Origin of the sequence: Liquorilactobacillus aquaticus DSM 21051 (genome assembly GCF_001436755.1) — a bacterium.
Lineage (GTDB): Bacteria > Bacillota > Bacilli > Lactobacillales > Lactobacillaceae > Liquorilactobacillus > Liquorilactobacillus aquaticus.
Map to the genome: position 1 here is coordinate 32827 of NZ_AYZD01000001.1, position 24521 is coordinate 57347.

The following is a 24521-nucleotide window of genomic DNA, read 5'->3' on the forward strand; positions in this document are numbered from 1 at the left end:
TTTCTGACCTATAGTTTTTGCTCAGCCAAATATTTTTGTTTTATATACAAATAAGGTATAATTCAAATGCTGAAGCAATCCTGCTGCTTAAAGCTTTTAGATGTGCTCTGCGCGCATTAGAGTCCTTAAGCATCCTAGTTTAAAAGAATAAGAGATGAATATTATGAATGCGGCTAAGCGAGAATTATTAGCGCGGATTGCCTATCTTTACTACATAAAAAAATACAGCCAAAAACAGATCTCCCAAGAATTAGGCATTTATCGAACAACTGTCAGTCGTTTTTTACAACAAGCTCAACGTGAGAATATTGTTTCCGTTCAAATCAATGGTTTTGATACTAGCACTTTTGAATTGGAAGTAGAGCTTAAAAGATTGGGCCATTTAAAAAATGTATTAATTGCCGAAAGCGGCACACAAGATCACAATCTGCTTGCTGCTAAAGCAGCACAATACTTACGCCAGATTATTTTTCCAGAAGCAACTGTCGGTTTTGCATGGGGCAACACTTTGGCAGGAATGGTCGGACAACTGCATAATTTTAAAAAAACCAATGCCCTCTTTGTTCCGCTAGTGGGTGGCCCAAGTGTCACTAACAGTGGTTATCACGTTAATGGAATTATCTACGATTTTGCCCGTCAGCTCGGCGGCGAAAGTCTGTATATTGACAAACCAGTCATTCAAACGTCACGTTACGACTGTGCTCAATTTGTTTCTTCACCTCGTTTTGAACCAATTAGACGTTCTTGGAATAATTTAGATATTGCTTTTGTTGGAATCGGTGGTCCGTTAACAGGATATTCAAGCCGCTGGCGGAATTTATTGACCGCAAAAGACATCACATTTTTGAAAGAACGCAAGGCCATCGGTGATTGTTGTTGCACTTTTTTCGACAAAGATGGTAAAATTCTTCGAGGAGAGACACTTGAGCGAACAATTGGGATTCCACTGCAGACCCTTCAAAAGACAAAAACTGTGGTTGGAGTAGCACGTTCATTGACCAAAGTTCCTTCAATTGCCGCCCTACTGAAATTAAACGTTCTTGATGTTTTGATTACTGATAAAGAAACTGGACTCAAACTTCTGACAGTTTTAAGAGAACAAAAATCGTAGTGAAAAAAAGACGTTGTATACCACTAATCACACCTTTGATTTGCTTGAATATCAAACCAATATTTTTTTAAATTATCAACTAGCTTTAAGCAAACACTTGAGTCAGTCTCCTTTCCGCCTTTTTTCGGCCTTGAGAAAGCGATACCATTTGATTAAAGTATAATTTTTGTTGCTCTCCTTAGCAACTATAAACGGCGCTCAAAAAAGGCTAACTATCCCCTAACTTTAAAACAAACATTGTTATTTCAGTGGTTGAGCTCTCTTTAGCTGTTTTACGGATTACCATGAATGTGCACAAAAGTGCAAAATCAAAAAATATTTGAACATTAACAGATAAGACATTACCAAAATGCATTCTACAACGCACTAATTGATACTAAGTTTTTGACAAAAAAAAGACCCCCAAGACATTGAAGTCTGAGAGCCTCTAACCTAAAGATAATCGGATGCGGTGTTGTCATGTTCCATTTATATACTAAATAATTGGTTATACCTGTGCAGGTACTCTAAACACTTATCACACTTTCGAAGCATTAAAGAGGGCTTCACTCAATTCAATCTTAGCTTTTCCAGGTTCACTATTGAAGAATGTAACCTGTCCCTGATGGTTTTCAGCTCGAAGCAAAGATTTACTTATCAGTACGCGCTGCAATTCACGTGCTGCGCCTGGACCTCCATCAATAATAAAAGGAGCAGGTCCCATGACATCCCTAACAGCAGCTTCAATAAATGGAAAATGGGTACAGCCCAAAACAATTGCATCTGTTTTACCTTTATATTGTGCGAGAAGTTTTTCCAGATACGCATGCACTGCGTTTGAACTTAATTCCCCGTGTTCAACAAATTCCACTAGGTCTGGTGCTGGTACTGGAATCAAGGTCGCTTTTTTTTCATATTTTTTCATCAACTCGTTAAACTTTTCTTCGCGTAATGTCAACGGAGTAGCCATAACCAAAACACGCGAGTTTTTTTTGCGTTCAACTGCTGGTTTAACAGCTGGTTCTAAGCCAACAATCGGTAGTTCGGGGTAGCGAACTCTAATGTCATCAACTGCAGCACTGGTCGCCGTATTACAGGCGATTACAATCGCTTTGACATTTTTTTTCAAAAAGCGTTCCACGATCGCAAAGCTTAGTTTTTTAACTTCTTCAGTCGTTTTGATACCATAAGGTGCATTTTTAGAATCACCATAAAAGATAAAATCCTCTGCTGGCATTAACTGATGTAAATTGCGTAAAACACTAATTCCTCCAACACCTGAATCGAAAACTCCGACTGGAAGATTTTCTTTAGAGTTCTCCATAGTTTCAACTTCCTTTTTCAAAAATATTTGTAATAAGACAGCAAAACAGGTAAAAAGCCCAAGAATTGAATCCAAATTCTCAGGCCCTTTCAACTCGTAGCCTTAGAGCCTTATTGCTAACTAAAATTTTTTTTGCATTTATTTATGGGCGCGCAAATTGGACATCATGATGCTTGCGCAGCAACATAACTTTGAATGCGTTTAGCTGCTTCTTGCAAATTTTCCATGCTAGCTGCATAACTGATGCGAACATATCCTTCGCCTCCAGCACCAAATGATATACCGGGAATCAGTGCAACTTTGGCGTCACGTGCCAAACTACGCACAAACTTCCACGAGTCCTGCATACAATTTGCTGGAATCTTAGCAAAAATATAAAAAGCCCCATCTGGACTTGCCATTTTAAAGCCGACTTTCTTAAGTTCTTTAATTAGAAAGTCTCGCCGTTTAGCGTACTCTTTAAGCATGACCGCACTGTCTTTTTTACCATTTTTCATTGCCTCTAGCGCCGCATATTGCGCATTAGCTGTTGGCGCGGTGACCATATACTGATGGGACTTAACAACCTGCTCGATGAAATCCTGCGGTCCCATAATATAACCGATGCGCCAGCCTGTCATTGCATGTGATTTAGATAAGCCATTGATAACTATTGTGTTTTCAGGTGCAAATTCAGCAAGCGAAACATGTTTTTTACTATATGATAGTTCCGCATATATCTCGTCGCTAATCGCCCAGATATCCTGTTCCTTGATAACTTCTGCCAAGCCTTTTAGCTGCGCACGCGAATAAGTCACACCAGTCGGATTGCTTGGGTAGTTCAAGACAACTGCTTTGACGTGAGCCAGTGGATATTCTTCAAAAACCTTGCGCAAACGTTCAGGTGTCAAAACAAAGTTATCTTCACTAGTGTCCACTGTAATAACGCGACCACGATTAACTAAAGTATCTGGAATATAAATTGGAAAAATCGGTGTCGGAACAATGACCACATCTTCTGAATTCAAGATTGTCTGCAAGCTGGCAGCTATTCCTTCTGTTGCTCCAATTGTTGTTACAATCTGCTCAGGTTTGTAAGTAAAGCCAAATTTTTCATTGTAATAAGCCGCAGCAGCTTCCCTTAACTCTGGAATCCCTGCATTAGGTGTGTAGTGCGAATGATTTTCCTCAATCGCCTTGATTGCCGCCTTCTTAATGTGTTCAGGTGTATTAAAATCTGGTTCACCCAAGGTCAGCTTAATGACGCCGGGAATACTATTGACCTCAGTATCAAATTGTCGAATATCTGAAACTGCGATCTGTTCAATCCTATTATTAAATTTGTTTCTTTTCATTTTATATCTCCCCATAAAAACAAGATAAGAATCTGAGAAAACCATTTCCTCTAATTATATCACGATATCAATGGAAAAGAATGCAACAAAACTTGTTTTAACTTTAAACAGCCTCCAAAAGAAAATAATAACTTTCCTTTTAAAAGCTATCATCTTTCCTGTGTTCAAAAAATTATATCTAAGCTACACTAAAAGCCAGAGAAACGTGACAAAACGAATGTCTTATCACTATCCTCTGGCTTTAACGAAAAACTTCACATCAACATATTTAAAATAACATTTTTTCTACTTAAGCAACTGGTTTAAATTGGACAATTTTTTCCAAACGAACCGCGATTAGAACAACAAGCACAATTTTAACTACAGCGGGAATAACAAACGGAACCAACCCTGTCATGAGAGCTGTTTTAACAGTCATATCTAGCACAGGTACCATCCATAGCGAGCCGATAATAAGACTCAAAGCCGCCCCAAACACATTAGCTACAACTAAATCCATTGGTTTATGCCCCCGAAGCTTCAAATACAGCGACGTTATAAGTGCATATACCACAAAGGAATATAAGTACCCAGCCGTAGGACTGACAAAAACAGCTGCGCCGCCAGCAAAGCCCGCGAAAACAGGTAATCCAACTGCACCTAAGATCAGATATGCAATGATCACTTCAACTGCATAAAGTGGAGAAAGCATGGAAGCGATCAAACCTACTGCGAAAGTCTGCAAGGTTAAAGGAACGATTGGCAAGGGAATCGTAATCTGTGAACAAATAATTAGAACCGCCAGCAAAAGGCCAGACAATGTTAGTTTATGTATTTTTTCTTTTGTTAACATTTCAAAAACTCCTTCAAGCTAAATTGTTAATCTCATCATAGCTTATCCATTTTCGATAGTCAACCTAAATTTAAATATGGTTAACCAAGTTAACCTAACAATTAAGCCTTTTAATCTACTACCACATGACTGCACCATTTTGTTATCAAAACTTGTTAAAAAAAGCTGAGATCCAAGCCAAAACTCACGTTTTAGTTCAGACCTCATCCAGTATGTCGATTCTTCTGCGAAGCCGCTTGAGCTTTTTCAGAAATAAATTTTTTCTCATCAAACAGCCGCATATCTTTATATTCTTAACTAAGTACTATTTAATCATAATTTGGTTTTAAAACTCGCATCTTCACAGCAAGTACACCATGCTTTTTAATATCATTTTGGGGATAAACTTTTGCTAATTCATCCAAACTAAGCCCAACCGCTGCTTCTGAGTACACCTTATAAATTTCCGCAAGTTTTTTAAATTTCTTGATGCTCCAAGCACTCGCTAAAATCATCTCTTCCTTATTACTTTTGCGATGAACGGCAAGTGTGTCGCCTACACTAAAATGCTTCATTTCCTCATCATTTAAAAAAATTTCAACTGTTTTCGTACCATTTGAAATTTTTTCAAACAACCTATCATCCAATAGTATATCCACAATAATCGACCTCCTGCAAAACGTTAGTTAACTAGTTGCTTAGAAACTACTTGACATAAGGTACCTATCTTGGATAAATGTGCAATAAGGCATATTCAGAAGTAAGATTTGTTCAAAAACTGCCTAAAAAGCATCAGGAGTCCAGTGAGACACCCATTAAATATCCGCTGCCTTCTTCAATAAAAAAAACAAAGCAGCTACTATTCCAATGTCATCCAAATCATATAAGTAAGATGTTATTCTTTTTGTTAAAAGTTATCAAGTAAAAAGGCCTTTTATCTTTGTTTTCTTTATATAAAAAAATAGCAAATGCCCAATTGACTGGCTTTTGCTACTTTGAAGATGCTATTCTTTTTAAACGGATAACTTAGTTTTAATTTTGAAACAAAATTATTTTCAGCTTAATGTATCAGAATTGGCTATCCTGATCTCCGTATTTTCTGGAAAAATACTGCGCTCTTTCTCACTTAAAACCTTATCAGTGATGAACATTGATATCTTATCTGGTGAACAAATGCTGTAATAAGAGGTGTTAATAAACTTTTTATGTTCCGCAACTAATATGACCTTGCGCGCACGTTTAACAGCTGTCCCAACAACTTCAGCATCCCCTTGGTTCAACAAGTATATACCATTTTCATCGATCCCCGATGCGGCAATAAATGCCGTATCAAAAGCAACTTTGTTTAATTCCTCAATTGCAGAATTCGAATAGAAAAAACGATTCTGGTGATCAAGCGTTCCACTTAATGTTTTGACTGTGATTTTACTTTTCTCTGCTAATGCCATGCAATTGTCTAACGAATGTGTAAAAACCGTCATTGGTAAGTTCAAATTTTGACACGTTTTTAGCAAAATTGTCGAGGCATCGACAAAATAAACATGGTGTGCCTGAAAATAGTCAACAGCTGTTAGCGCAATCTGAGTTTTCTGCCGCGTAAAATGTGCCAGCCGACTTTGAAAATTTGGGACCTTGTTGCCGAAATCAAGCGGAAGAATCCCCCCGTGGGTACGTTTCACTTCACCGCGCTTATCAAGAAGTACAATATCCCTTCGAGCGGTATCTTGTGAAACACCGAATTCAGACATAATATCCTTAGTCGTTAATTCCTGACGTTCTTCTAGTAATTGTTTGATCAATTCGACTCTTTTCTCTTGGCTCATAAATCAACCTCAAATCTCTATGTATTTCAAAACAATCTCGGTTTTATTATACTTGTTTAAGCAGTAAATGCCAAGTAAGTGTAATGACTTACTTATTATAATAACTAAAAAAGAATTTACACAAAAAGAGCTGGAAACAATCTACTCGTCCCAACCCCTCTTGTTCTTAGCTATTCCCAGGATCAACTACTAAATACAGTTTAGAATGCTTTTTCTAATGGGGGAACAACTTGCTTTTTGCGTGAAACCACACCTGGAAGATCTAACTTATTATCAACAATCTTAACATTGAAGGCTTTAGCAACAGCTTCTTGCGGTTCGCCTATAACAAGCAAACGAGTATCACTGTTGAGAATGTTAGTTACCATTAATAAGAAAAGATCATACCCGTTTTCTTTGTTTTGTTTTTCAATTGCGGCACGCAGGGCATCTTCACGTGCAAACACTTCATCCAAATCAACTGTATTAACTTGATCGATTCGAACTGTCTTACCGCCCATTTCAAATGATTTAGCATCGGAAGTAATTAATTCTTCTTCCGTCTTGCTGCCCAAGTTAGTTCCTGCTTTAAGCATAGCCAAACCGTACGTTTCATAATCAACACCAGCGATTTCAGCTAATTCCTTAACTGCTTTTTCGTCTTGTGGTGTTGTTGTAGGTGACTTGAACAATAGTGTATCTGAAATAATAGCAGATAGCATCAAACCAGCTAACTTAGCAGGTACTTCAACTTCATTTTGCTTAAATAACTTATAGATAATCGTGCTGCAGCAGCCAAGTGGTTCTGCATGGTAAAATAATGGAGCTGCTGTCTCAAAGTTAGCAATCCGATGATGATCTACAACATGTGTTACTTGAAGTTGAGCAATATCATCAACACTCTGCTGAGCTTCATTGTGATCAACCAACATAACAGCTTCAACTTCATCCTTAGCCGAAGTAATAACACGCGGCGTTGCTTCATCAAAATGATCTAGAACAAACTTTGTTTCCTCATTAGGTGCTCCCAAAGCTACAGCTTCAGTCTCAGCTCCCAATTTGTTTTCCAAATATGAAAATGCTTTTGCAGCAACAATTGCATCTGTATCTGGATTTTTGTGTCCAAAAACTAATTCTTTCATTAAACTAATCTCCATTCTTTTTTATTACTATCTTGATTTAACCTTCATTGTTCATTTCTGTCAAGCGGGAAATATAATCTTTTTCAGTCAGGTAGTTTTCAAATGCGCGCAAAAAATGTTGAATACGCGGAATTTGATCCTTATCTTTTCTAAATACAAAGGACAGGTCAAAGGAGATCTCAGGTTCAAATAAAGCTGTCCACAGTTTTTCCTTTTTTCCATTATTATGTGCCAAAACAAACGACTGTGGCAAGGTAGTGTAAACTCCTGTTGCAAGTGCAAAACGATAAATTTGTGCAGGAGTTGCGAAATGGGCAGCACTAGTGGGTTTATCTACCAATTCATTTTTGTAGGACTCGCGGATAATACTGTTCAAATAATATAATGGTGGATAAGTTACCCATTCATTATCCAGCGTGTCTTTGAGTTTAATTCGTCTTTTTTTAGAAAGCCTTTCATCATGATGCAGGAAAAGCAGATCTTCTGTAATTATTTTCTTTGCAGCATACGGTTTCCAATTCTTAATGTTATCGTCTGGAAGATACATCACAGCTAAATCAATTGTATTTTTTTCAAGCCTTTCCCAGATTTCTTTTCGGGTCAGCATATGAAAAATGATTTTTACGTCAGGATTTTCTTTATAGTAATTAATCGCAAAATTACTGAAAACGCGATCCTCGATCGAAGCCAAGATGCCAATACTTATTTCGCCTTGCGTCGCACTCGTAGATTGCTGAATTTCATCAGTTGCTCTATTAAGCGCCTCATAAATTTGGTGAGTAGCATCAAGCATCGTATAGCCAGCATCCGACAAATGCAATTTCTTACCGACTGAATAAAATAAAGGAGCACCTACATTGCGCTCTAATTTTTTAATTTGTTGCGTCAAGGCAGGTTGTGTTATTCCCAATATTTGAGCCGCTTGGGTATAACTCATTGTGTCAGCAAGCTGCAGAAAATAACTTAAAGTTTTTGAAGAAAAAATGTTTTCCTGTTTCGTTTTCATAATATCCTTCCCACTTCTATTAATTTTTATTAATGGTAAGTGCTACTTCAAACTTATTGAATACCTTTATAATAAAACAAATCGCCCCGTCTTGACAACCAAAAAATTAAATTTTAATATTTAAATATTGATAGCAATCACTTGCTTTTCAGCCACCCTTTTTTAAAATCCAAATTCGCGATATTCCTGCATCTTACTAGCAAATAAGCTTCCAGTTGTTGGTGGTGTATAGGTAATCGCGTTTGCTCCTGCCTCAAGTACTGCTGTAATTGTTTCATCAGAACGGCCACCAGTTGCAATAATCGGAACTTTAGGATATCTTTTGCGAATCTCGGCAACTATTTGCGGCGTATCGCGTCCACCACTCACATTTAAAACATCAATTCCACTTGCAAATTTTTCATCAAAATCAACCTCACTAGAAACAACTGTCATTACAATTGGAATATCGACCACATCTTCAATCATCTTGATTGTCTCAGAAGATGTCGGTGCGTTGACCACTACACCAATACTTCCTAAACTTTCCGCAAATAGACTCATATCAGCAGATCTTTTCCCACGGGTCAATCCACCACCGACACCCGCAAAAACTGGTTTATCCGCTGCAATATTAATAGCCTGCATAATTGCAGGGTCGGGTGTGAAGGGATAAACTGCCAAAATTGCATCCGCATTCGTATTTCGAATAATAGCAATATCAGTCGTATATACCAATGAGCGGACCTTGCGACCCATAAAGTAAATACCACTCGCTTGTTTGATAATTGATGGCATCGGGATGATTTGTTTCCTCAAATTGGTTGAAACGTTAAACTTAAATGAATTTATTTTAATCACCTCACCAAAAAATAGTAAAATAAATATTTCCGTAACCTTTGAGCGTTAATTGGGCAAAATAAAGAGGCCCATCAGTCGCTCACAGCAATGCATATCTTATACTCACATTTGACCCATAAGTTAAAGTTTCTAACTAACGATGTCATCTCGACTCACCTAAACAAAAGCATAATTTAAAATAATAGCGAGGAGGTAGCTATTAGGAGAAGAAACATTAGATAATTGCTAAACCATCGTTAAGTAATATCGAATTTAAAAATAACACAAAAAGCTCCACTTGCAAACAAAACAAACCATTTTTTTCTTGAAAATAATTTATTATCTTCAGCTATAATATTGTTTTCCTAGGTCTGGCATCTTCGAAAAAAGCTACCCTAGTTTTACCGTAGAGAGCTCAAAAATGATAACTCAAAAAAAGGCTGAGACAAATTAATTATTGTCTCAGTCTCTTGCACTTAGCATGCTTACTTGTCACTACTCAGCTTCAATTTTTTTAGGAATAACTACACTAAGAGGGCCAATCAAGGTACCCTTTGTAATCCTCAATATGCAGCAATTTTTCCGCATTTGCTACTCTGTCACTAGTCGGGGGCTCTATCCCCTCCAACTTGTACTTGATTCCCATCTCATGGTATTTATGAACACCCATTGTATGATATGGAAGCACTTCGACTTTCTTAACATTTTTTAGTGTCTTGATGTAATCTCCAAGCTCAGTAAGATAATTATCAAAATCTGTTCGTTCAGGAATCAGCACGTGTCTAATCCAAACTGGTTTCCCAATGTCAGACAAGTATTGACACATATCTAAAATGTTCTCATTGCGGTAACCAGTCAATTTGCGATGCTCGTCAGAATTAATATGTTTAATATCAACTAATAATATATCAGTCACATCCATTAAACGTTGAAACTTATCAAACCAAGGTTGCCTACGCGTAAAAGGTTGACCGCAAGTATCTAAACATGTGTTTATTCCTAATTTCTTGCATTTAGTGAAAAGTTCCGTTGCAAACTCGATTTGTAAAAGAATTTCACCTCCGCTTAGGGTAATTCCACCTTTATCTCCCCAAAACTGGCGAAAAGGCAAGGCTTTTTCTAAAAGTTCATCAGTTGTCATTTCGGTACCTACATTCTTTTTCCAGGTATCGGGGTTATGACAAAACTGACATCGCATGTTGCATCCTTGCATGAACGCAACAAATCTAATGCCCGGTCCGTCGACTGCCCCAAAGCTTTCAGTGGAATGAACAAATCCCAAAATTTCACCATTTCGTTTAGGAACTTTTCTTTCACGTAAAGGTGACTTCACCATTGTTCCTCATCCTCTCATTGAACTTGCTTAACAAATACATAAGGAGCGACTGGGACAAAATTTTTTTGCCTTAGCCCCTCCTTATTATAAAAATCAGCTAACTTATCAAATCAACAAGCATTACTACATTGTTTCATGGAATGTACGTGAAATAACGTCGTCTTGTTGCTCCTTAGTCAAGTCTGCAAAGTAGACACAGTACCCTGAAACACGAATTGTTAAAGTCGGGTACTTCTCTGGATGCTTTTGTGCATCAAGTAAAGTATCACGTTTGAAGACATTGATATTCAAATGATGCCCGTTATTCTTCATGTAACCGTTGATCATATTGACCAACGTATCTTCTTGTAGTTTAGGATCGTGTCCTAATGTTGTCGGTGTTACAGCAAATGTGTTTGAAATTCCATCAGTGGCATACTTGTAAGGAATTTTAGCGACAGACAAGAGCGATGCTAATGCTCCGTTCTGTTCTGCACCATAAGCAGGGTTAGCTCCAGGTGCAAAAGGTTCACCTTTCTTACGTCCATCCGGGGTTGTTCCTGTGTTTTTACCATAAACAACATTGGAAGTAATTGTCAGAACAGACGTCGACAATTTTGATCCACGATACAGGTGATGTCTATTCATCTTGGTAAACAGCGATTTGACTAACCAAACAGCAATCTCATCAGCACGTTCATCATTATTTCCATATTTTGGAAAATCATTATCAGCTTTGAAATCGACTGCAATGCCGTTCTCATCACGAATAGCCTTCACATGTCCGTACTTAATAGCTGAAATTGAATCTGCTGCAACGGAGAGACCTGAAATACCTGTTGCAAATGTTCGATCAAGCCGTGTATCTTTTAATGCTAATTGTGCTGACTCATAGTAATATTTATCATGCATGTAATGAATCGTATTTAATGCATTGACATAGACATCTGCCAACCAATCAAGCATTGCATCAAATTTTTGCATGAACTCGTCATAGTCAATGTACTCACTAGTGATCGGTGCATACGCAGGTCCAACCTGAGCTGCTCCAATTTCATCTTTACCACCGTTAATCGCATATAGAACGGTTTTGGCAAGATTAGCACGTGCTCCAAAATATTGAATGCCATCTGCAACAGGTTGCGCAGATACACAACAAGCAATTGCATAGTAATCTGTTCCCCACTGTTTAAGCATTAAATCATCATTTTCATATTGAATCGTTGAACTCTCAACGGAAACACTTGCTGCATAACGCTTGAAAGTCTCAGGAAGTTTTTGTGACCATAATAAAGTAATATTTGGTTCTGGAGCAGCTCCCATATTACTTAAAGTATTCAAGAAACGATATGCCGTCTTAGTGACATGATGCTCACCATCCAGCCCCATCCCAGCTAGCGATAGAGTTGCCCAAATCGGATTACCGGAGAATAAAGAATTATATTCAGGTGTCCGGATAAAGGATACCATCCGTAATTTCATTGTAAACTGATCAACAAGCTCTTGTGCTTCTGTCTCAGTCAACAGGCCGCGTTTTAAATCACGCTCAAGGTAAATATCAATAAAAGTATCAATACGTCCGATTGACATTGCAGCACCGTTTTGCTGTTTAATAGCAGCTAAGTAACCGAAATACAACCATTGAATTGCCTCTTCAGCATTTGTTGCAGGTTTAGAAATATCAAAGCCATATGAAGCAGCCATTTCCTTGATTTGATTCAAAGCCCTAATCTGTTCAGAAATTTCTTCCCGCATTTGGATAACTTCATCCGTCATTTCTTGATCACCATAATTATCCAAATCATTCAATTTAGCTTGAACTAAGCGATCGATGCCATACAAGGCAACACGTGGGAAATCACCAACAAGCCGACCACGCCCATAAGCATCTGGAAGACCTGTTACAATTTTATAATGACGTGCACGTCTAACTTCTGGCGTATAAGCATCGAATACTCCTTGATTATGGCTCTTAGTAATATCCGTAAAAATATGCGTTGTCTCTGGATCGATCTCAAAACCATACGATTTGAGTGCTTCAGCAGCCATTCGAATACCTCCAAATGGCATCAAAGCTTTTTTCATTGGTTTATCTGTCTGTAAACCAACAATTTTCTCACGATCTTTATCTAAATATCCAGGCCCATGCGATGTGATAGTTGAAACAACTTTTGTGTCAGCATCAAGCACCCCACCGGCAGCACGTTCTTCAAGCTTAAGTTTAGTTAACTCATCATTAAGAACCTTTGTATTCTCAGTTGGGCCTTCGAGAAATGATTCATCGCCATTATACTGATGATAATTTTGCTGAATGAAATCACGAATGTCAATTTCCGATTGCCACTGTCCGCCCTTAAATTCGTCCCATGCTTTCTGACTAGTTTCTCTTTCCATCTGTTTCATCTTAAAAGCCTCCTTGTTGATATGTTAAACGCTTTCTACACACTGATAATAGCACTTGCACAATTCTTTAGCAAGCGTTTTCACTAATTAATTAAAACTTTTCAAGGTAAATTAAAGTACTAAACCTTATACTAAGGAATTTGACGTTAATCGTCAACGTGAATATGTGAGCGAAGTGTTGCACAAAATATAAAATATTTTAAAATGATATTTTTTTTAAATAATCGTAAAAAACAGACCGTCTCCCTAATATGGTTACGGTCTCTTAAATTCAATACATAGTCTTTGCAGCCTATTTCGCAAAAATTGGCCTTACTTGCTGACAAATTTTATTGTTAAAAGTTAAGGTCAATAATCCTCTGTTCCGCTATTCCACTCAGAAAATACTGTTTTCTATCATTCTTGATCAAAAACCACATTTAATTCATTTTATACCTGCTATTGATAGCATCTTATGCAAACCATTTGTTTTTTGATTGTCATCAGCGAGCAGCATTTTGACAGTAAATTGGATGAGCGGCTGTTAAGTTTTCAACTTCTTTTTTTATTGTTTGCAATTTTTCTGTGTTATTTGCATTTTTCAAAGCTTCGACAATCAATGCTGCAACTAAGCTTGCTTCTTTTGTTGAAAAACCACGGCTCGTGATAGCCGGGGTCCCTAATCTGATTCCACTCGTTTTAAAGGGGCTGAGTGTTTCAAAGGGAATCGAGTTTTTGTTAACGGTAATATTAAGTTTGTCCAAAAGCTGTTCTGCTTCTTTACCATTAAGACCAAAACCGCGCACATCAACCAGCAACAAATGATTATCGGTTCCACCAGAAACCAAGCGAGCTTCGTCATCTTTGTCAAAAACTGCTGCCATCGCCTGAGCATTGGCAATGACTTGTTTTGAATACTGCACAAAACTAGGATCCAATGCCTCTTTAAATGCAGCTGCCTTCGCTGCGACCACATGTTCAAGCGGACCGCCCTGAGTTCCTGGGAAAATACTGCTGTTTATTTTTTTAGCTAACTCACTATCGTTGGTTAGAATCATCCCGCCGCGGGGACCTCGTAGTGTTTTATGTGTTGTAGTCGTTGTAATATCAGCATATGGAACTGGACTTGGATGTAATCCAGCTGCAACCAAACCTGCGATATGTGCCATATCCACCATCAGTTTTGCATCTACCTTGTCAGCGATCTCTCTGAACTTTGCAAAATCGATTTTACGCGAATAAGCACTAGCTCCAGCAACGATCAACTTAGGATGGTGCTTTTCGGCCAACTTTAAGATAGCAGCATAATCAAGTTGCTCAGTTTCTTGATCAACACCATAGCCGATAAAATTATATGTTTTACCACTAAAGTTCACAGGTGACCCATGTGTTAAATGTCCCCCTGCAGCCAGATCCATGCCTAAAACAGTGTCTCCAGGTTTGATAAGAGATAGGTATGCAGCTGCGTTCGACTGCGAACCAGAATGCGGCTGCACATTGGCAAACTTTGCACCAAAAATTTTTTTAGCGCGTTCAATCGCTAAATCTTCTACAACATCAACATACTGGCATCCTCCATAATAACGTTTACCTGGATAACCTTCAGCATATTTATTGGTTAAAACACTTCCTTGGGCAGCCATAACTGCCTTAGAAACGATGTTTTCAGAGGCAATCAGCTCAATATTGTTCTGTTGTCTTTCTTCCTCTTTTTCAATGGCATTCCACAATTCCGAATCAAATTCTTTATAATTCATTTAGCCACCTCCATATTATTTTTTTATTGTACCATATACAAAATAAGAACACATTCAAACGCAGAATGCATTCTTATTCTTAATCGTAATAGTAAAAATTAAAGAAGTGCCACTGATCTACTAAAACATTTTCTTAGCTTGCGCCTAGTTTTCTAGCCAGTTTTCTGGATCCTTACGCCATTTTTTAAGCAGCTCTTTTTCAGGAGCTGTGATTTGTTCTTCAGCTTCAGCAACGTCGATCAATTCTCCATAATTGGTCAGAGTTGCAAAAGGTATCTTAGCTTGCGCAAAATTCTTATCTGCTGCGTCTAACTGATAACTGAAAATTCCGCAGACCCCGATCACATCAGCACCCTCTTTTTGAGCAGCTGCGACGGCTTGAAGCACGCTTCCGCCAGTCGAGATCAAATCATCAATCAAAAGTGTTTTTTGGCCCGCCGTTAAATATCCCTCTATCTGTTTTCCACGTCCATGATCTTTAGGCTTAGAGCGGACATAAGTCATAGGCAGATTCAATTCCTGTGCAATCCAAGCGGCGTGAGGAATTCCGGCCGTTGCAGTTCCGGCAATCATTTCAACTTCCGGAAAAGATTTTCTGATTAGGTCTGCAATACCTTTCGCTATTCTCGTTCTAATTTCAGGATAGCTAATCGTCAAGCGATTATCACAGTAAATAGGGCTCTTAATCCCACTAGCCCATGTAAAAGGTTCGTTTGGCGATAGGGTTACTGCGTTAATTTCTAAAAGATCTTTAGCGACTTGCTTCATTACATGTTTTCCTCCCACATCTTTTTTATGTATCGATATGCAGCCACGCAGTCATCTGACTGTGTGATTGCACGTCCTACTACAATTGCACTGCTTTTTCGAGCCGCTGCTTGAGCAGGAGTCATTACGCGCTTTTGATCGTCTGTATCACTGTCAGCCAGCCTAATTCCCGGCGTTACACGCAAAAAGTCCATATTCGTCGTGGACAAAATTGAATTTGCCTCATAAGCAGAACAGACTACACCATCCATCCCAGCTGCCTGCGCTAAACGCGCATAATGCAGTACACTTTGTTCAAGCGAGATAGCTACCTTTTGCTGTTCAGTGACCATCTTCTGGTCTGTCGAAGTTAGCTGAGTAATCGCGAGCAGTTTAGCATTTTTTCTACCACCACTGCCATCGAGAAGACCTTCCTTGGCTGCACGCATCATCTCGCTGCCACCACTTGCATGCAGCGTTGTCATACTGACACCCAGCTTTCCAATCACCCGCATCGCACTTTCAACTGTATGTGGGATATCATGACACTTTAAATCTAGAAAAACATCATGGCCCTTAGCTAGGACTGCTTTAACCATCTCTTGACCTTCGCTATAAAAAAGTTCCATTCCAATCTTGACGAAAAGCTTTTCTTCATCGGGAAATTTATTTAAAAAAAATTCAGTTTCTTGCCGATTAGGAAAATCTAATGCGATAATTGGTCGCTTAATTGTCATCTTATTGTGCACTCCTTACTTCTGCAATTAATTGTCCTAAACTCTTAATCTTTAATTCATCCAGCTTTTGCGGCAAAGCTTTGATTAAGTCTGGACACGCAGTTGGATTATTGAAGTGAGCCGTTCCAATTGCAACTGCACTTGCACCCGCCAGATACATTTCAATCACATCATCTGCTGTTTCAATTCCTCCCATTGCGATAATTGGAAGGTTGACCGCACGACTAACCTGATAGATCATTCGAACAGCAATTGGTTTTATTCCAGGACCAGAAAGACCACCAGTCTTATTAGCCAAAATCGGTTTACGCGTTTTCAGATCGATTCTCATCCCCAGCAAGGTATTAATCATACTTAAACCATCTGCGCCACCTGCCGCCACTGCTTGAGCAATCTCTACAATATCGGTGACGTTCGGCGAAAGCTTAACATACACCGGAACCTTTGAGACCTCCTTTACAGCCTTGGTCAAGCGTTGCGCCGTTGCAGGATCAGTTCCAAAAAGCATTCCACCCTCATGCACATTCGGACAAGAAATATTTAATTCAAGAGCAGAAACCATGCTAGACGCCGACATCCGCTTAGCAACTTCAACGTATTCTGCTTGTGTCGCACCTGCAATGTTAGCAATAACTGGCAATTCTGGATACTTTTTATGCAAGATTGGTAGTTTTTCCTTGAGAATTACATCAACTCCTGGATTTTGAAGACCGACGGCATTTAAGACACCACTTTTAGTTTCAGCAATTCGTGGAACTGGATTGCCAATTCGTGGTTTCAATGTCGCCGCTTTGATAATAATTGCACCCAACTCATTCAAATCAAACATTTCAGCATAACGATTATCACCGAAACCGAAACAACCGCTAGCCGGCATCACCGGGTTCTTTAATTTAAGTCCTGGCAGTTCGACTGCAAGACGTTCCTCAGCCATCATAAAGTAACCTCCCGTCCGTCAAAAACAGGGCCTTCAACGCACACTCTCTTATTTAAAATGCCATCCTTGGTTGAAACGACACAGGCTTCACAAGCTCCCATACCGCAGGCCATCCTGCTTTCCAGCGAAAGATAAATCGCTGCTTCTGTTGCAGAGAAGTGACGTTGAACCATTTTCAAGAGGCCTTCTGGGCCACAAGCATAAACACTAGTATATTGCGATGTAGAATTCTGTTCTGTCAGCAATTCACCGACATTACCCTTAAAACCTTTTGAACCATCATCCGTTGCCAGTAGCAAACGACCTGTGCATTCGAATTCCTCTTCGCCAAAAATCATGGCAGCAGTTCTAAAACCTATAGCCGTTGAAACCTTGCAGCCCTTCTCTTTCAGTGCTTGTGCAAGCAGCATTAATGGCGGCAAACCCGTTCCACCGCCAACAAGGAGAACTTCCGCACCAGGTTCCACTTTCTCTAATGGAAATCCATTTCCCAAGGGTCCTAAGACATTCAGTTGCGTTCCGACTGCAAGTTCGCTTAATAAACGTGTTCCATCTCCAACGATACGATAAATCAGCGTTATTGTTTTTCGAACTGCATCACAAGCAGCAATCGCTAACGGCCGCCTCAACTGATACGCTTCATCTGGGAGCTTGAGCATTACGAAGCATCCCGGTTTGACTTTTGCATAATCAAATTCTCCCTGCAAAACAATGCGATAAATGTTAGGTGCTGATTTTTGATGTGCAATGATTTGAAAATCGTTTTTAGTAAGCATTATAGTTCCTCTCCGCGCGAATTCAGTCACTGTTATCTTATTTCATTACATCAGTCGCAAAAGTACGATTCTCAAGTGCTTTTGCAAGTGCTTCAGCTGTATTGAGCGACGTAATCAACGGCACATTGTGTTCGATCGCCGTTTGTCTGATTGTGAAACCATCTGAAGTCACTTCTTGATCGTGTCCCATCGTATTAATCACAAGCTGTGCTTTGCCAGCTCTTATCAACTGCAGGATATCAATTCGATTTCCGCCTTCTTCACCGATCTTATTGACCTGTTTGACATGCAAACCATTGTCATTTAGAAAGCTGGCAGTTCCTGCTGTTGCAAAAAGCCTATAGCCGATTTGACTGAACTTCTTAGCAAGCGGTAAAACAACATTCTTATCGCGGCTATCAATAGTCAGCAAAACACTGCCACTGAGTGGTAGTTCCATCTTTGCACCTGCGAATGCTTTAAGAAGAGCTTTTTCGAAGGTGTGATCACTCCCCATGACCTCGCCAGTCGACTTCATCTCTGGTCCAAGGTAGCTATCAACATCCTCCAATTTACTGAATGAGAAGACTGGAGCTTTGACATGAATTGATTTGCTTTCAGGATATAAACCAGATTCATAACCTAAATCAGCTAAAGATTTTCCTAAGATGACCTTCGTTGCCACCTGTGCCATCTCAATCCCAGTAATCTTGCTTAAGAAAGGCACTGTCCGGCTAGCACGCGGATTTACCTCAAGAACATAAACATCATCATTATGGATAATAAACTGAATATTCATAATTCCGACACATTTTAATGTCACTGCTAACTTCTTAGTTGCATCGACGATTTGCTGCTTGATCGCGTCCGAGAACGACTGCGGTGGATAAACAGCCATCGAGTCGCCAGAATGAACACCGGCATGCTCAATATGTTCCATAATTCCGGGCAATAATACATCCTTACCATCACAGATCGCATCAACTTCACATTCACGACCTTCAAGGTAAGCATCGACTAAAATCGGGTGATCAATCGCTGCTTTGACGTTCTGTTCAAGATAATCATTCAATTCATTTTCATTGTTGACAATTTCCATTGCACGCCCACCCAAAACATAGCTTGGACGTACCAGTACTGGATAGCCGATTTCCTCAGCTGTCTCTATAACTTTCTCTTGCGTTGTTGCTGTTTTGCCAATTGGTTGTTTCAAGCCTAGGTTATTAATAACCTGATCGAAAAGTTCACGATCTTCTGCTCTGTCAACGTCTTCGACTTTTGTGCCCAGCACCTTAACACCATTGGCTTGCAAATCAGCCGCCAAGTTGATAGCTGTTTGACCGCCAAACTGTACTATCACGCCAGTTGGTTTCTCAAGCTCAATCACATTTAAAACATCCTCAAGTGTCAATGGCTCAAAGTAAAGTTTATCTGAAATAGAAAAGTCAGTTGACACTGTTTCTGGATTACTATTCATCACGATGGCTTCGTAACCAAGTTTCTGAATAGCTTTAACACTGTGGACTGTTGCATAGTCAAACTCCACGCCCTGTCCAATTCGGATCGGACCTGAACCAATAACCAAGACTGATTCTTTAGAGGTTCGAATACTTTCATTTTCAGAATCATAAGTGCTGTAAAAATAAGGCGTTTGTGACTCAAATTCGGCCGCGCAAGTATCAACCATCTTATATGTGGGCAATACTGCAGCCTCCTTTCGGAAAGTACGTACATTCTCAGCTGAAGTATTCCATAACTTGGCAATTGTTGCATCACTGAAACCATATCTTTTAACTTTTCTCAAAATATCTTTATCATTTGGATGCTTGCAGATCTCAATTTCCAATTCAGTAATATGTTTTATTAAATCAAGGAAATAATGATTTATTTTTGTCAGTTCATTAACTTCATCTAAGGTGTAGCCACGCCGAAAGGCTTCAGCAATGTAGAAGAGCCGATCATCCTGTGCGTGTACTAATTTTTCTTCTAATTTTTCATCCGTTGCTTTTTGAGCCTCAGGAGATATCAGATCATTTTCATCAATTTCCAATGAACGAACGGCCTTTTGAATCGCTTCTTCAGCAGTTCGACCGATTGACATAACCTCTCCAGTCGCCTTCATCTGCGTTCCCAGCTTGCGGTTAGCGCGTGGAAACTTGTCAAAAGGCCAACGCGGAATCTTTGCTACCACATAATCTAGTGCTGGCTCAAATTCAGCAAAAGTTGTCCCTGTAACTGGATTCTTGATTTCATCAAGCGTTAAACCAACTGCGATCTTAGCTGCCATTTTGGCAATTGGGTACCCTGTTGCTTTGGAAGCAAGTGCAGAAGAGCGGCTGACACGTGGGTTTACCTCAATGACATCATAGTTAAAACTATGCGGATCAAGTGCCAGCTGAACATTACATCCGCCTTCAATCTTCAAAGCACTGATTAAACGCAAGGAAACATCACGCAGCATTTGGTACTCTCGATCTGACAATGTCTGAGTCGGTGCTAAAACAATCGAGTCTCCAGTGTGGATCCCTACAGGGTCAAAATTTTCCATTGAACAAACTACCATGGTATTATCAGCACTATCACGCATTACCTCAAATTCAACTTCTTTGTATCCCATAATACTTTTTTCGATCAAGCACTGCGTCACCGGTGACAAATCCAAACCATTTGCGGCGATTTCGGCTAACTGTTCTTTGTTATCACACAAACCACCGCCAGTTCCACCCATTGTAAAGGCCGGACGAACAATCACGGGATATCCGATTTCCTCAGCGAAGGCAAGTGCTTCTTCAGTTGTGCTGACGGTTTTTGACTCTGGAATAGGTTCATCAAGCTTAGTCATCAGTTCCTTAAATAATTCCCGATCTTCTGCCTGGTTGATAGCTTCTAGCTTAGTTCCTAAAAGTTCGATCTCAAACTCTTCTAAAATGCCGGTTTGAGAAAGCGACATTGCCAAGTTTAAACCCGTTTGACCACCTAGAGTTGGTAGAATAGCATCTGGATATTCTTGCCGAATAATCCTCGAAACTGACTCAGTTGTCAATGGTTCGATATATACCCGATCGGCAATTTCAGTATCTGTCATAATTGTGGCCGGATTTGAATTGACCAAAACTACTTCATATCCTTCTTCGCGAAGTGCCATACATGCTTGTGTTCCTGAATAGTCAAATTCTGCCGCTTGTCCAATGATGATCGGACCGGAACCAATTACCATTATTTTATGAATATCCGTTCTTTTAGGCATTCTTTTCATCCTTCCTTACATCAATCATATGCATAAAGTCATCAAAAAGATCATCCGCATCGTGCGGGCCCGGAGCAGCGTCCGGATGAAATTGAACACTAAAGGCAGAGTAATCTTTGTGCCGTAAACCCTCGATAGTTTCATCATTAAGCTCACGATAAGTGACATTAAGTTTCTGACTATCAATTGAATCAGCTCGAACTGCAAAACCGTGATTTTGTGATGTAAAACATATCCGTCCTGTTGCAACTTCTTTAACAGGATGATTAAAACCACGATGTCCGAATTTCATCTTAAAAGTATCTGCTCCATTGGCGAGCGCAAACAGCTGATGCCCCAAGCAAATTCCGAAAAGCGGTAATTTTTTTTCAACTTCACGAATCATCTCAATAGCATGCGTCAATGATTTAGGATCTCCAGGTCCGTTTGATAAAAGGACACCGTCTGGATGTAATTTAAAAATATCCGCAGCTGTAGCCGTGTACGGCAGTACGATTGTATTACAGCCACGTTTCGCTAATTCACGCAAAATGCTGTGTTTCAAGCCATAGTCAACAACAACCACATTCCTCTTGTCCCCAGGGTTGGGATATGCTTTGCTAGTTGAAACCTGCTGAACCAGATCATGATTGATAACTGTTGCATTCAACTGATCAAAAGCATGATCTAAATCAGCTTTTGCGTCGACAATGCTCCCCTTCATCGTTCCATGCGAACGTAATTTTTTAGTCAATTCACGTGTATCAATCCCCGTGATTCCAGGAATATCCATTTGTTCCAAAAATTCGGCAAAAGTTGACTGTTGCCGCCAACTACTCGAGACACGTGCAACCTCATGGCAGATAACACCCTTGCAAGTTGGTTCAATAGATTCATAATCATCAAAGTTAACCCCATAATTTCCAATCAATGGATTGGTAAAAACCAAGATCTGATTAGAATATGATTGATCAGTAACAGCCTCTTGGTAGCCGGTCATTCCTGTCGTAAAAACAACCTCACCATTCGAAGTACTTGGCGCTCCGAACCCCTCTCCCTTGAAGATGGTTCCGTCTTCTAAAAGTAAATAACGTTCCACTGTCAGTCCTCCTTTTGATAAACAATTTCCCCATCAACAAAGGTCATTTCTGTTTCGCCATAGGCTTTGGTTCCTGTAAAAGGCGTGTTAGTTCCCTTAGATAGGTAATCTTCATTCTTTAATTCAAATTCGTCTTTTAAATTAAATACAGCAATATCAGCATTTTTACCGGGTAAAAGTGCTCCTGCATTCTCTAAGCGAAATTTTTGAGCTGGAACGGCGCTCATCCATTCAAGCAATTGTTCCAATTTAAAGATTCCTTTTTTAACAAAGTGTGTATACAGCAACGCAAACGCTGTTTCACTTCCCGTAATGCCGAATGCGGCGTGGCACATACTGCCTTTTTTCTCATCCTCGCTATGTGGAGCGTGGTCCGTTGCAATCATGTCAATTGTTCCGTCCAATAAGCCATCAATAAGCGCTTTTTGGTCTTCTTTTGACCGCAATGGCGGATTCATTTTATAAAAAGAATCGTCGCATGGTATGTCAGCGTCTGCAAGCAGAAGATGATGCGGTGCAACTTCGCATGTAACATTGATCTTCTTGGATTTAGCCCAGCGAACCAACTCAACACTCTCCTTTGTTGAAAGATGACAAGCATGATAATGAACACCTGTCTGCTGTGCAAGGATCAAATCACGGGCAAGCTGTGAAGATTCGCTAAGCCCCAGCATCCCAGGCAAGTTCAGCTCTTTAGCACGCCGTCCAGCGTTCATAACGCCTCCAAAAAGCAATGAATTATCCTCAATATGCTCAACAAGCGGCATGTCGTATTCCGCTGCTTTCTTCATTGCCAAATACATCGTTCCGGCTTCTTGAATACCACTACCATCGTCACTGAAGGCAAAGGCTCCAGCATGCTTAAGTGCTTCAAAATCTGTTAGCTTTTCCCCTTGACGTTTCTGTGTGATGGAGGCATATTGCTTAATGTGGACCGCACCATCCTTAGCATTACGTTTTTGAACATCTTGCAAACGCGCAACATTATCTGGCACAGGATCCAAGTTAGGCATGGCACAAACTGTTGTAAATCCGCCATGAGCAGCAGCTTGGCTTCCTGTTTTAATTGTTTCCTTATAGGTAAATCCCGGTTCACGGTAATGCACATGAACATCAACTAAACCTGGCGCAACCAATTTTCCGGTGAGATCAAATTTCTTTTGAACATCAATTCCTAATTGAGATAAGTTCTTTCCTAATGCAATAATTTTGCCTTCACTGATCAGAATATCAACCTTTTGCAACCGACCGGCTTGATAAACCAAACCGTTTTCTAGTAAAATCCTCATTTCTCTCCTCCTAAACCACGACCATTAATAACTGCTTCAATCATTGCCATTCTCATAAAAACACCATTTTTCATTTGCATTGAGAAACGTGATTTAGGTGCCTCGACCAAGTCCGATGCTAATTCAACACCACGATTGATAGGACCAGGATGCATGATGATCGCTCGTTCCTTCATTCGTGCATATCTTTCAATTGTTAGCCCATACTCGCTATGATATGCCGTCGGGGAAAAGGAAACTTCTTTTTGATGCCGTTCATGCTGAACACGTAATAAAATAACCACATCCATCTGATCGATTAATTCATCAACTTTACCATATTTGCCGAATTCTTCAAACTCGCTTGAATACCAGTACTCTGGACCAGAAAAATAAATTTCCGCCCCAAGCTGCTGCAACAAACGCATATCGCTGCGCGCTACCCGTGAGTTTGTCAAATCACCGATAATTGCAACTTTTAGACCCTTAAAATGACCAAATTGTTCATGAATAGTCATCATGTCTAAAAGACACTGTGAGGGATGCTGCCCACTACCATCACCAGCATTGATAATGCCCATATTCAATTTTTGAGTATTATTTAAATTTATTAGATCATTATAATATTCATTTTTCGAATGCCTGATGACTGCCAGATTGACACCAATCGAATTCAGTGAAAGTAAAGTATCATAAAGTGTTTCACCCTTATTAACCGAACTTGTAGCAGGGTCAAATGGGATTGTTTGAATTCCAAGCTTTCTCTCAGCCATTTCAAAGCTGCAATGTGTTCTTGTACTATTTTCGAAAAACATGTTAACAGCATAGATCGGTTGGGAATACTCTGCAACCGCTCCACCTGCTTTGAAATATTCTGCTCGCTCAATCAATCCTTTAACTTGATCATTTTCCAATTTTTTTATTGTTAAAAAATGTTGCAACTTTAAACGTTCTTGCATGTTCAGCATCA

The 24521-nt window shown here is 39.6% G+C and carries 20 protein-coding genes; 1 reads left to right on the forward strand and 19 read right to left on the reverse strand.

Features of this window, described 5'->3' with window-relative positions:
* Positions 1-163: 163 nt before the first annotated feature.
* Positions 164-1111: a sugar-binding transcriptional regulator gene (locus tag FC19_RS00135; protein WP_057874971.1), complete on the forward strand. Its 948-nt coding sequence runs from the start codon at positions 164-166 to the stop codon at positions 1109-1111.
* A gap of 517 nt (positions 1112-1628) precedes the next feature.
* Here FC19_RS00135 and murI read toward each other — a convergent pair.
* From murI to FC19_RS00230, 19 genes are all read right to left on the reverse strand, one after another.
* Positions 1629-2414 (reverse strand): glutamate racemase, encoded by a 786-nt coding sequence (gene murI / locus FC19_RS00140; protein ID WP_057875106.1) that lies wholly within the window; start codon positions 2412-2414, stop codon positions 1629-1631.
* Positions 2415-2578: 164 nt separating this feature from the next.
* Complete coding sequence (locus FC19_RS00145; protein WP_057874972.1) at positions 2579-3748, reverse strand: pyridoxal phosphate-dependent aminotransferase; 1170 nt, start codon at positions 3746-3748, stop codon at positions 2579-2581.
* A gap of 289 nt (positions 3749-4037) precedes the next feature.
* A complete protein-coding gene (locus tag FC19_RS00150; protein ID WP_057874973.1) occupies positions 4038-4580 on the reverse strand; it encodes a biotin transporter BioY in 543 nt (180 codons plus the stop codon).
* Between the two features lie 308 nt (positions 4581-4888).
* Positions 4889-5218: an ASCH domain-containing protein gene (locus tag FC19_RS00155; RefSeq protein WP_057874974.1), complete on the reverse strand. Its 330-nt coding sequence runs from the start codon at positions 5216-5218 to the stop codon at positions 4889-4891.
* Positions 5219-5614: 396 nt separating this feature from the next.
* Positions 5615-6382 carry a DeoR/GlpR family DNA-binding transcription regulator gene (locus FC19_RS00160; RefSeq protein ID WP_057874975.1) on the reverse strand — a complete coding sequence of 256 codons (768 nt, stop codon included), beginning with the start codon at positions 6380-6382 and terminating at the stop codon, positions 5615-5617.
* A 200-nt stretch (positions 6383-6582) separates the two neighbouring features.
* On the reverse strand, positions 6583-7503 hold the full coding sequence (locus FC19_RS00165) for a manganese-dependent inorganic pyrophosphatase (protein ID WP_057874976.1): 921 nt from the start codon (positions 7501-7503) through the stop codon (positions 6583-6585).
* A gap of 37 nt (positions 7504-7540) precedes the next feature.
* A complete protein-coding gene (locus FC19_RS00170; protein ID WP_057874977.1) occupies positions 7541-8509 on the reverse strand; it encodes a LysR family transcriptional regulator in 969 nt (322 codons plus the stop codon).
* A 162-nt stretch (positions 8510-8671) separates the two neighbouring features.
* The gene (locus tag FC19_RS00175; RefSeq protein ID WP_187327530.1) at positions 8672-9286 is read right to left on the reverse strand and encodes a beta/alpha barrel domain-containing protein; all 615 of its coding nucleotides are present in this window, start codon (positions 9284-9286) and stop codon (positions 8672-8674) included.
* Between the two features lie 571 nt (positions 9287-9857).
* Positions 9858-10664 carry a pyruvate formate-lyase-activating protein gene (gene pflA / locus FC19_RS00180; RefSeq protein WP_057874978.1) on the reverse strand — a complete coding sequence of 269 codons (807 nt, stop codon included), beginning with the start codon at positions 10662-10664 and terminating at the stop codon, positions 9858-9860.
* Between the two features lie 123 nt (positions 10665-10787).
* Positions 10788-13046: a formate C-acetyltransferase gene (gene pflB / locus FC19_RS00185; RefSeq protein ID WP_057874979.1), complete on the reverse strand. Its 2259-nt coding sequence runs from the start codon at positions 13044-13046 to the stop codon at positions 10788-10790.
* Between the two features lie 482 nt (positions 13047-13528).
* Positions 13529-14782 carry a serine hydroxymethyltransferase gene (glyA, locus tag FC19_RS00190; protein ID WP_057874980.1) on the reverse strand — a complete coding sequence of 418 codons (1254 nt, stop codon included), beginning with the start codon at positions 14780-14782 and terminating at the stop codon, positions 13529-13531.
* Positions 14783-14926: 144 nt separating this feature from the next.
* A complete protein-coding gene (pyrE, locus tag FC19_RS00195) occupies positions 14927-15550 on the reverse strand; it encodes an orotate phosphoribosyltransferase (RefSeq protein ID WP_057874981.1) in 624 nt (207 codons plus the stop codon).
* Positions 15550-16266: an orotidine-5'-phosphate decarboxylase gene (gene pyrF, locus FC19_RS00200; RefSeq protein WP_057874982.1), complete on the reverse strand. Its 717-nt coding sequence runs from the start codon at positions 16264-16266 to the stop codon at positions 15550-15552. The genes pyrE and pyrF overlap by 1 nt, the downstream gene beginning before the upstream one ends.
* Before the next feature lies 1 nt (position 16267).
* On the reverse strand, positions 16268-17200 hold the full coding sequence (locus FC19_RS00205; RefSeq protein WP_057875108.1) for a dihydroorotate dehydrogenase: 933 nt from the start codon (positions 17198-17200) through the stop codon (positions 16268-16270).
* Positions 17200-17979 (reverse strand): dihydroorotate dehydrogenase electron transfer subunit, encoded by a 780-nt coding sequence (locus FC19_RS00210; RefSeq protein WP_057874983.1) that lies wholly within the window; start codon positions 17977-17979, stop codon positions 17200-17202. The genes FC19_RS00205 and FC19_RS00210 overlap by 1 nt, the downstream gene beginning before the upstream one ends.
* 37 nt (positions 17980-18016) lie before the next feature.
* Entirely contained in the window at positions 18017-21205 is a 3189-nt protein-coding gene (gene carB, locus FC19_RS00215) for a carbamoyl-phosphate synthase large subunit (RefSeq protein ID WP_057874984.1), read from the reverse strand.
* A complete protein-coding gene (locus tag FC19_RS00220; protein WP_057874985.1) occupies positions 21198-22283 on the reverse strand; it encodes a carbamoyl phosphate synthase small subunit in 1086 nt (361 codons plus the stop codon). The genes carB and FC19_RS00220 overlap by 8 nt, the downstream gene beginning before the upstream one ends.
* A 2-nt stretch (positions 22284-22285) precedes the next feature.
* Positions 22286-23572 carry a dihydroorotase gene (locus FC19_RS00225; protein WP_057874986.1) on the reverse strand — a complete coding sequence of 429 codons (1287 nt, stop codon included), beginning with the start codon at positions 23570-23572 and terminating at the stop codon, positions 22286-22288.
* Entirely contained in the window at positions 23569-24510 is a 942-nt protein-coding gene (locus tag FC19_RS00230; protein WP_187327532.1) for an aspartate carbamoyltransferase catalytic subunit, read from the reverse strand. The genes FC19_RS00225 and FC19_RS00230 overlap by 4 nt, the downstream gene beginning before the upstream one ends.
* Positions 24511-24521 lie beyond the last annotated feature (11 nt).

Coding starts and splice junctions, on each gene's coding strand:
- pflA (WP_057874978.1), bottom strand. CDS start 10,664: ATGGTGAAGTCACCTTTACGTGAAAGAAAAGTTCCTAAACGAAATGGT.
- pyrF (WP_057874982.1), bottom strand. CDS start 16,266: ATGACAATTAAGCGACCAATTATCGCATTAGATTTTCCTAATCGGCAA.
- FC19_RS00170 (WP_057874977.1), bottom strand. CDS start 8,509: ATGAAAACGAAACAGGAAAACATTTTTTCTTCAAAAACTTTAAGTTAT.
- FC19_RS00145 (WP_057874972.1), bottom strand. CDS start 3,748: ATGAAAAGAAACAAATTTAATAATAGGATTGAACAGATCGCAGTTTCA.
- FC19_RS00205 (WP_057875108.1), bottom strand. CDS start 17,200: ATGGCTGAGGAACGTCTTGCAGTCGAACTGCCAGGACTTAAATTAAAG.
- FC19_RS00230 (WP_187327532.1), bottom strand. CDS start 24,510: ATGCAAGAACGTTTAAAGTTGCAACATTTTTTAACAATAAAAAAATTG.
- FC19_RS00210 (WP_057874983.1), bottom strand. CDS start 17,979: ATGCTTACTAAAAACGATTTTCAAATCATTGCACATCAAAAATCAGCA.
- murI (WP_057875106.1), bottom strand. CDS start 2,414: ATGGAGAACTCTAAAGAAAATCTTCCAGTCGGAGTTTTCGATTCAGGT.
- pyrE (WP_057874981.1), bottom strand. CDS start 15,550: ATGAAGCAAGTCGCTAAAGATCTTTTAGAAATTAACGCAGTAACCCTA.
- FC19_RS00150 (WP_057874973.1), bottom strand. CDS start 4,580: ATGTTAACAAAAGAAAAAATACATAAACTAACATTGTCTGGCCTTTTG.
- carB (WP_057874984.1), bottom strand. CDS start 21,205: ATGCCTAAAAGAACGGATATTCATAAAATAATGGTAATTGGTTCCGGT.
- glyA (WP_057874980.1), bottom strand. CDS start 14,782: ATGAATTATAAAGAATTTGATTCGGAATTGTGGAATGCCATTGAAAAA.
- FC19_RS00160 (WP_057874975.1), bottom strand. CDS start 6,382: ATGAGCCAAGAGAAAAGAGTCGAATTGATCAAACAATTACTAGAAGAA.
- FC19_RS00175 (WP_187327530.1), bottom strand. CDS start 9,286: ATGCCATCAATTATCAAACAAGCGAGTGGTATTTACTTTATGGGTCGC.
- FC19_RS00165 (WP_057874976.1), bottom strand. CDS start 7,503: ATGAAAGAATTAGTTTTTGGACACAAAAATCCAGATACAGATGCAATT.
- pflB (WP_057874979.1), bottom strand. CDS start 13,046: ATGAAACAGATGGAAAGAGAAACTAGTCAGAAAGCATGGGACGAATTT.
- FC19_RS00135 (WP_057874971.1), top strand. CDS start 164: ATGAATGCGGCTAAGCGAGAATTATTAGCGCGGATTGCCTATCTTTAC.
- FC19_RS00225 (WP_057874986.1), bottom strand. CDS start 23,572: ATGAGGATTTTACTAGAAAACGGTTTGGTTTATCAAGCCGGTCGGTTG.